A 486-nucleotide genomic window follows, 5' to 3' on the forward strand; every position below is an offset into this window, starting at 1 on the left:
GCCCTGGCCCGTCGCCACCAGCAACTGACCGCCGAGATCACCGACCTGGACGAACTCATCGACCCTCTGGTGACCGCGATCAACCCGACCCTGCTTCAACTCAACGGCGTCGGCCCCGATGTCGCAGGCCAACTGCTGGTCACCGCCGGCGACAACCCCGACCGGCTCCGTTCCGAGGCAGCCTTCGCCATGCTCTGCGGTGTCGCCCCCCTGCCGGCCTCCTCCGGCCGCACCCACCGACACCGGCTCAACCGAGGCGGGGACCGGCAAGCCAACTCAGCGCTGCATCGGATCGTGGTCTGCCGTCTGCGCTGGGACCCTCGCACCCGTGTCTACATGCAACGACGTACCAAGGAAGGCATGTCCAAACCCGAGATCATGCGCTGCCTCAAACGCTACGTCGCCCGCGAGATCTTCAAAATCATCTGCCCGCCAAGTCCCAACGACGTCACCGCCTCAGCGGCTTGACATCCATAGGAGCATCCG

At 65.8% G+C, this 486-nt stretch carries 1 protein-coding gene; it reads left to right on the forward strand.

The annotated features are described in order from the left end of the window. The coding region (locus QSK37_RS51310) for a transposase (RefSeq protein WP_285637452.1) at positions 1–468 on the forward strand (468 nt) is incomplete at its 5' end. Positions 469–486: the final 18 nt, after the last annotated feature.

It is taken from the genome of Actinoallomurus iriomotensis (assembly GCF_030269445.1).
Lineage (GTDB): Bacteria > Actinomycetota > Actinomycetes > Streptosporangiales > Streptosporangiaceae > Actinoallomurus > Actinoallomurus iriomotensis.